Here is a 7303-nt window from a genome sequence, read left to right on the forward strand (position 1 = left end):
GCCTCCGGCGCCCCGACGAGGCGGTCCATCCCGGCGTCCTCCCACTCGATGGAGATCGGGCCGTCGTAGCCGATCGCGTTCAACGCGCGGAAGCATGGTGGCGCGGGCCGCCGGCAGCGGCAGCCGCAGCGCCCAGCGCTTGAGCCGGGGCAGGGCGCGGCTGAGGTCCACCGCGAGCACCGTCTCCACGGTGGTGGCGCCGGCGGTACGCAGGACCAGCGGCGCCATCCTGTCCCAGACGACCGCGACCCGCGCGCCGTGGTCGGCGAGCTGGTGGGTGAGCTCCTGCTCGGTGTAGAGCGGGTTGTGCTCCACCACGACGGCGCCGAGGCGCAGTACCGCGTAGAAGGCGACGACGTGCTGCGGGCAGTTCGGCAGGACCAGTGCGACCCGGTCGCCGCGCCCGACACCCAGCCGGCGCAGTGCCTCCGCCGCCCGCTCCACCTGGTCGGCGAGGTCCGCGTACGTGGTGGTGGCGCCGTAGAAGTCCAGCGCCTCGCGGGCACCGAACCGGCGTGCCGAGTTCCGCAGCAGGTCCACCAGGGACTCCTCCGACGACGGGATCGTCGCTGGCACGTCCGGTGCGTAGCTGCGCAGCCAGGGCCGTTCGCTCAGGTCCATGTCTCTCCTCACGGTGCCACCCAGTCGCCTACCCCACGGTAACCTACGGTCGCGTAGGTATCTGGGCCGGCCGGTGTCAGCGCTGCGCGACGTAGACCGTGTTGGCCGACTCCCCGCCGGTCAGCGGGTTGGGGAAGCGGACCACGTGGGCCCGCGCGGAGCGGAACACCGCGCCGAGAACCTCCTCGAACTCGGCGTCCGGCGGGTCGTCCGACCACAGCGCGAACACCCCGTCCGGGTGCAGGTGCGCGGTCAGCCGGCGCAGGCCCTCCGGCGTGTAGAAGGCGGCGTGGCTGGGGTGCAGCACGTTGCGGGGGGAGTGGTCCACGTCCAGCAGGACGGCGTGGAACCGCCGTGCCGCGTCGTCCGGGTCGAAGCCCGTGCCCTCGGCGACGGCCGCGAAGAAGTCCGCCCGCGCGAAGCGCGTCCGCGGGTCGGTGGCCAGCCCGGCGGCGAAGGGGAGCAGCTCACGCCGGTGCCAGTCGATGACGTCCTCGACCGCCTCGACCACCACCAGCGAACGGACCCGGTCGTCGTCGAGCGCGGTGCGGGCGGTGAAGCCGAGGCCGAGGCCGCCGACCACCACGTCGAGGTCCCCTCCGGCCAGCGCGGCCAGCCCCAACCGGGCCAGCTCGATCTCCGCCACCGGGAAGAGGCTCGACATCAGGTACTCGTCGTCGAGCTTCACCTCGTACACCTCGACGCCGAGCGCCGGGTCGCGGCGCCGGCGCAGGCTGACGGCGCCGATCGGGGTTTCCCGCCAGGCCAGTTCCTCGAATCGTGCGCCCATCCGCCGGATGCTACGCGGTAGGGCCGGGGGATCCCGCATTCATCCCGCGTCGTCGGGTATGCCGGACAGTCGAGGCCGCCGACCGGCGGCCGGACAGGGAGTACGTGGACGTGGCGGACATGCTGGCCGGACGGCTGCACCTGGAGGACCGGACGCTGCGGTTGGAGTCGGTACCGGTGCCCGAGCCGCAGCCGGGACAGGTGCGGATCAAGGTGATGGCGGCCGGGGTGTGCCTCTCCGACGTGCACCTGATCGACGGCACGCTGACCCCGCTCTACCTCCCGGGTGACGTGGTGACGCTGGGACACGAGGTCGCCGGGGTGGTCGACGCCCTCGGTGACGGCGTCGAGGGCTGGCAACCGGGCCAACGGGTGCTGCTCCAGGCCGGGGAACGGGACCAGCGCGGCACCATCTTCACCCGGGGCGTCGACTACGACGGCGGCTGGGCCGAGTACGCCGTGGCCAGCCGGGACACCCTGGTGTCGATCCCCGACGACCTGCCGTTCGAGCAGGCGTGCATCATTCCCGACGCGGTCTCCACCCCGTGGGCGGCGGTGACCGACACCGCGCGTACCCGTCCCGGGGAGGCGGTCGCGGTCTGGGGCGTCGGTGGTCTCGGTGCCCACGCCGTACAACTGCTCCGGCTCGTCGGTGCGGCGCCGGTGATCGCGGTCGAGCCGCTCGCCGCCGCCCGCGACCGGGCCCTCACGCTCGGCGCGGACGCGGCCCTCGACCCGGCGGATCCGGCGTTCCGGGACACGGTCCTGGCCCTGACCGCCGGGCGGGGGCTGGACGTGGCGTTCGACTTCGCCGGCGTGACCCCGGTCCGGGAACAGGCGTTGACCGTGCTCGGCCGGCGGGGACGGCTGGTGCTCGCCGGAATCGCCAACAAGCCGGTCACGATCCCGTCGGACAGCTCGTTCAACTACTTCCAGCAGGCGATCCTCGGCCACTACGGCTCCGAGGCCGAGCACGTCGAGCAGTTGGTGTCGCTGACGCGGCAGAAGCGGCTGGACCTCAGCGGGTCGATCAGCGACGTGCTGCCGCTGGCCGAGGCGGAGCAGGCGGTGGAGCGGGTGCACAGCAAGCAGGGCAACCCGATCCGGCTGATCCTGCGCCCCTGAACCGTGTCCGGGTCGCCGTCACCCGGCCGCTTCCGGCCGGGTGGCGACGACCACCGTGTCGAGGGCGTCGACGGTGCCGCCGTCGGGCCCGGCGACCGGCCGGCGGGCCGTCTCCGCCCGCTGGATCCGCAGGCCGTCGAGGGCGCCGACGACCGACTCCGGGGTCAGCAGGATGGCCAGGTCCCGGGGACCGCCGGTGCCGCCGGTGAGGTTGGCGCGGTCGTGGCCGACGACCACGATCCGGCCGCCGGGGCGCAGCGCGGCCCGCGCCCCGGCCAGGACCGCGGCGAGGTCCGCGGCGGGCAGGTGCAGGTACGCGACCAGCACCACGTCGTACGCGGCCGGCTCCGGCGTCCACGCCGTCACGTCGGCTACCCGCCAGTCGACCGGTACGCCCCGGTCCGTTGCCAGCTCCCGCCCCCGGGTCACCGCGAGGGCCGAGAAGTCCACCGCGGTGACCCGCCATCCCCGCTCGGCCAACCAGACGGCGTTGCGCCCCTCACCGGCGGCCACGTCCAGGGCCCGTCCGGGCGGCACGTCGGCCAGCTCCTGCACCACGAACCGGTTCGGCTCGGCGGTCCACACCAGCCCCGGCGTGCCCGCGTACCGGGCGTCCCAGTCGTCGCTGTCCATGTCGCCTCCTCTCCGGGTCAGCCTCTCACCGCAGGGCGAGGGTCTGCAGGGCGCGGCAGACCGGCGCCGGAACCCACCGACGCTCGCCCCGGCAGTCGGCGGTGAGCAGGGCGCCGGCCGTCCCGACGGCGGCGAGCCCACCGACGGCGGCCCACCACAGCGGTTCGGTGCGCAGGTGCGTGGGCAACTGCTGACCGAGGACGAAGACTCCCATCACCACCACGAACCAGCCGAACGCCTTGCGCAGCAGGACCTCCGGCACGCGCCCGGCCAGCCGGCCACCGGCGAGGCTGCCGAGCACGGCGGCGGCGGTCACCGCGGCCGCCAGCGACCAGTCGACGCTGACGCTGGACAGGTAGCCGGCGAGGCCCGCGAACGACTTCATCGCGATGACCACCAGGGAGGTGCCGACCGCGACCGGCATCGGGAGCCCGCCCAGCAGCGCCAGGGCGGGCACCACCAGGAAGCCGCCGCCGGCACCGACCAGGCCGGTGACCAGGCCGACCACGACGCCGTCCAGCACCACCCGCAGCACCGGCAACTCGTGCGGCACGCTCCGGTCGGCCCGACCGCGCCGGCCCCGGATCATCGCGGTCGCGGTGGCGAGCATCATCAGTGCGAAGCCGACGAGCAGGACCGTCGCCGGGACGAAGGCCGCCAGTCGGCCTCCCGCGTACGCGCCGGCCATGCCGGCGGCCCCGAAGACCAGTCCGGTACGCCACCGGATCCGGCCGGCGCGGGCGTGCGGCAGCACCCCCACCGCGGCGGTCACGCCGACGACCAGCAGCGAGGTGGCGATCGCCTCCTTCGCCGGTAGGTCGCCGACGTAGACCAGCAGCGGCACGGCGAGGATGGAGCCGCCCCCGCCGAGCAGGCCGAGGCTGATGCCGATGAGGACGGCCAGTCCGACGGTCAGCGCGAGGCTCGCGGTCACGACCGCTGCCCGGCGGTCGGGCCCGTACGCAGCTGACCGACGACGGTGTCGAGGTCGCAGCTGGCGCCGCGGTTGTAGGGCAGCTTGCCGAGCAGCATCCCCATCGCGCAGGTGTTGGTCACCGCGGCGAAGGTCAGCCCGGCGCCGATGAAACCGGCGACCCACTTCAGGCCGGGCACGAGGACCGAGCCCAGGATGCTGACCAGGACGATCGAGCCGGCTACCAGGCGGACCTGCCGTTCGAGGTCCCAGCGCGCGGCGCCCCGGGTCAGCGGCGCGTCAGCGGCCTGCCAGGCCATCATGCCGCCGCCCAGGACCTTGAGGTTGGGCAGCCCCACCCCGGCGAGGGTCTGTTCGGCCTGGGCGGCGCGGGCGCCCGAACGGCAGATCAGCACCACGTCCTCGTCGAGGTGGTTGCGCAGTTCCTCGCGGTGCTCCTTCAGCAGGTCGAGCGGCACGTTGTAGGCGCCGGGGATGTGCGAGGTCTCGAACTCCGCCGGGGTACGCACGTCGAGCAGGCGCGGCGGACGCCCGGCGGCGATCAGCTCGCGCAGCGTCGCGGCGTCGACGGTGGCGGTACGGGTGGTCTCGGGGTTGCTCATGGTCTCCTCGTTCACGGGGAAGGGGCGTCGGGCGGGGCGGCGCTGGTCGCGCCGCCGGGTGGATGGCGGTCAGGCGCCGGGGGCCATGGCGACGCCGGCGGCCTCGGCCTGACCGAACTTGTCGTCGATCACGACGACCTCCCGGCCGGCGTTGGCCAGCAGTGAGGCGGCGGCCGTGGCGCGGTAGCCGGATCCGCAGTGCACCCAGACGACGCCGGCCGGCACCTCGTCCATCCGCCTCGGCAGGTCCGGCAGCGGGATGTGCACGGCACCGTCGACGTGGCCGTCGCGCCACTCGTTCGTCATCCGGACGTCGAGCACGACATCGGGCGCCGGCAGGCCGCCGGGCACGGTGCCGCCGCGGGCCGCGGCCAGGGCCGCGAAGTCGGCGTTGCGCAGCTCGCGTACCTGTTCCCGGTCGACCGCCCACTGGTCGGTCCCGCCGGTGGCCTGCGCAGCCGGCCGGTCGATGCCGATCCGGACCAGTTCGCGCTGGGCGTCGGCGACCTGCTCCGGCGTCTCCGCCAGCAGGGTGATCGGGACGCCCCAGTCGATCAGCCAGCCGAGCCAGGTCGACATCGGGCCGTCGAGGCCGAGGCTCACGGTGCCGGCGAGGTGCGACGCGGCGTACGCCTTGCGGTGCCGCAGGTCGACGACCCACTGGCCGTCGGCGATCCGCTTTCGCAGCTCCGCGGCGTCCGCCCGGCTGACCGGGGTCAGGTCGACCGGCTCGGGACCGGCGAAGTTGGCCACTCCCATGTGGGCGTAGTAGGCGGGATAGGCGTCCAGGCCGGCGAGCGTCTCGGTGACGAAGTCGTCCGCAGCCAGCCGCAGCACCTGGTTCACCTGCTTCTCGCGTCCGATCGTCGACTCCGGGGCGTCGGACTGGCCGGCGGAGCAGAAGCTCCCGAAGCCGTGGGTCGGCCACACCTGCGCCCCGTCGGGGAGGAGGTCGGCGAGCCGCTGCGCCGAGGCGTACTGGCGGTGGGCCAGGTCGTGGGCGTGCTGCTTGCCCAGCAGGTCGGTACGGCCGGTGGTGCCGAACAGCAGCGATCCGCCGGTGAAGACGCCCACCGGCCGCCAGTCGCCGGCCGTGGCCTCGTCGAGGACGTACGAGAGGTGGTGGAAGGTGTGGCCCGGCGTGGCCACCACCCGCAGCCGCAGCGTGTCGGAGACCGCCACCTCGTCGCCGTCCGAGACGGGCATCCGGTCGAAACCGACCTCGTCGGCCGCCGCGACCAGGTAGTGCGCACCGGTGATGCGAGCGAGTTCCAGCCCACCGGAGACGTAGTCGTTGTGGATGTGCGTTTCCACGACATGGGTGACCCGGACGCCCTTCGCGCCGGCCAGGTACAGGACGCGGTCGATGTCGCGCTGCGGGTCGACGACGATGCCGATCCGGCCGTCGGAGGCCAGGTAGCTCCGGTCGCCGAGCGACGAGGTCGAGATGACGGAGATGTCCAGTGTCATCGGGTGCTCCTCTCCATACTGCTATATACCCCCGGGGGTATGCAGCAAGCAGACTGATGTGGCGCGGGTTACCCGTCCGCGCCTCCCTCAAGCGGCGCGGACGGTGGAGATCGTGGTCAGGACAGGGCCAGGAACAGCTTCTCCAACTCGTCCTCGGTCATCTCGGGCTGCTCACCCTTCTCCCGGGCGGTGTTGCAGTACCGCATCCCGGAGGCGATGAGCTTGTAGCCGGCCCGGTCCAGGGCCTTGGAGACGGCGGCGAGCTGGGTCAGCGTGGCCCGGCAGTCCTCGCCGTTCTCCATCATCTCGATCACCGCGTTGAGCTGCCCACGTGCACGCTTGAGTCGGGTCAACGCGTCGGTCGTCATCTCGGGTCGTAGCTTCACGTCCCCACCATACCCCTGGGGGTACCGATCGGCCAGTCCGGGTGGGATCCCGCGCGCTGGCTACACCGGGTCCTCGGGACATCGACGGAACGCTTATCCTGTGCCGGCCACCGAGCGGAGGGGACCCGATGCCGTCGCGGCAGGACCAGTTGCACTCCTACCAGTTCACCGTCCAGCGGGCGGTGGCCGCACTGGTGATGCGTGAGACCGACCCGGTGCAGTCGCCGTTCCGGCGGTTGGCCGGCGCCGGGCTGGCCAGCGTCCTGGTGGCGGCGATCGTGCTGGGTGGTTTCGCCCTCTACGGGCTGTTCGCCGGCGGCGGGACCAAGTGGCGCGACGCCGGCGCGGTGATCGTGGAGAAGGAGTCCGGCGCCAGGTTCGTCTACCGCGAGCAGAAACTGCATCCCGTGCTCAACTACGCGTCGGCCCTGCTCGTCATCGGCGCGGACCGTCCGAAGACGGTGCTGGTGTCCCGCCGGTCGATCGAGGGCGTGCCGCGCGGCCTGCCGCTGGGCATCGCCGACGCGCCGGACTCGTTGCCCGCCGCGAGGCGCCTCGCCGACACCCCGTGGACGGTCTGCTCCGTGGCCGGCCTCGACCCCGACCGTGCGGCGCCCCGCTCGGCGGTGTTGATCGGTGTCTCCGGCGGCGGTGGCCGGGCGCTCGGCGAGGACGGGCTGCTCCTCCGTGGGCCCGACGGGGCGCTGCACCTCGTCTGGCGGCAGCGCCGCCACCTCATCCGC

Annotated in this window: 9 protein-coding genes; 2 read left to right on the forward strand and 7 right to left on the reverse strand. The window is 73.5% G+C overall.

Going from position 1 to position 7303, the window contains the following annotated elements; translation table 11 throughout:
- Both AB0I76_RS18645 and AB0I76_RS18650 read right to left on the reverse strand, forming a co-directional pair.
- Nucleotides 1-621 (reverse strand): AMP-binding protein (locus AB0I76_RS18645; protein WP_357036703.1); only part of this gene is annotated, 621 nt, incomplete at its 3' end.
- A gap of 76 nt (nt 622-697) precedes the next feature.
- Nucleotides 698-1411 carry a spermidine synthase gene (locus tag AB0I76_RS18650; protein WP_357036706.1) on the reverse strand — a complete coding sequence of 238 codons (714 nt, stop codon included), beginning with the start codon at nt 1409-1411 and terminating at the stop codon, nt 698-700.
- Nucleotides 1412-1515: 104 nt separating this feature from the next.
- On the opposite strand from AB0I76_RS18650, the gene AB0I76_RS18655 reads away from it, so the two are divergent.
- The gene (locus tag AB0I76_RS18655) at nt 1516-2535 is read left to right on the forward strand and encodes a zinc-binding dehydrogenase (protein ID WP_357036709.1); all 1020 of its coding nucleotides are present in this window, start codon (nt 1516-1518) and stop codon (nt 2533-2535) included.
- Nucleotides 2536-2553: 18 nt separating this feature from the next.
- Here AB0I76_RS18655 and AB0I76_RS18660 read toward each other — a convergent pair whose 3' ends face one another.
- From AB0I76_RS18660 to AB0I76_RS18680, 5 genes are all read right to left on the reverse strand, one after another.
- The gene (locus AB0I76_RS18660) at nt 2554-3168 is read right to left on the reverse strand and encodes a class I SAM-dependent methyltransferase (RefSeq protein WP_357036712.1); all 615 of its coding nucleotides are present in this window, start codon (nt 3166-3168) and stop codon (nt 2554-2556) included.
- Between the two features lie 25 nt (nt 3169-3193).
- On the reverse strand, nt 3194-4102 hold the full coding sequence (locus tag AB0I76_RS18665) for a sulfite exporter TauE/SafE family protein (RefSeq protein ID WP_357036715.1): 909 nt from the start codon (nt 4100-4102) through the stop codon (nt 3194-3196).
- Entirely contained in the window at nt 4099-4704 is a 606-nt protein-coding gene (locus tag AB0I76_RS18670) for a rhodanese-like domain-containing protein (protein ID WP_357036718.1), read from the reverse strand. Before AB0I76_RS18670 ends, AB0I76_RS18665 begins: the two co-directional genes overlap by 4 nt.
- Nucleotides 4705-4773: 69 nt before the next feature.
- Entirely contained in the window at nt 4774-6174 is a 1401-nt protein-coding gene (locus tag AB0I76_RS18675) for an MBL fold metallo-hydrolase (protein WP_357036721.1), read from the reverse strand.
- A 116-nt stretch (nt 6175-6290) separates the two neighbouring features.
- The gene (locus tag AB0I76_RS18680) at nt 6291-6560 is read right to left on the reverse strand and encodes a metal-sensitive transcriptional regulator (RefSeq protein ID WP_357036724.1); all 270 of its coding nucleotides are present in this window, start codon (nt 6558-6560) and stop codon (nt 6291-6293) included.
- Between the two features lie 128 nt (nt 6561-6688).
- On the opposite strand from AB0I76_RS18680, the gene eccB reads away from it, so the two are divergent.
- On the forward strand, nt 6689-7303 hold a 615-nt coding region (gene eccB, locus AB0I76_RS18685; protein WP_357036727.1), incomplete at its 3' end, for a type VII secretion protein EccB.

The organism is Micromonospora sp. NPDC049799 (assembly GCF_040656655.1).
Classification (GTDB): domain Bacteria; phylum Actinomycetota; class Actinomycetes; order Mycobacteriales; family Micromonosporaceae; genus Micromonospora.

Bases quoted from the DNA above. Each gene is read 5' to 3' on its own strand.
- AB0I76_RS18650 (WP_357036706.1), bottom strand. From the start codon at position 1,411: ATGGGCGCACGATTCGAGGAACTGGCCTGGCGGGAAACCCCGATCGGC.
- AB0I76_RS18675 (WP_357036721.1), bottom strand. From the start codon at position 6,174: ATGACACTGGACATCTCCGTCATCTCGACCTCGTCGCTCGGCGACCGG.
- AB0I76_RS18670 (WP_357036718.1), bottom strand. From the start codon at position 4,704: ATGAGCAACCCCGAGACCACCCGTACCGCCACCGTCGACGCCGCGACG.
- AB0I76_RS18660 (WP_357036712.1), bottom strand. From the start codon at position 3,168: ATGGACAGCGACGACTGGGACGCCCGGTACGCGGGCACGCCGGGGCTG.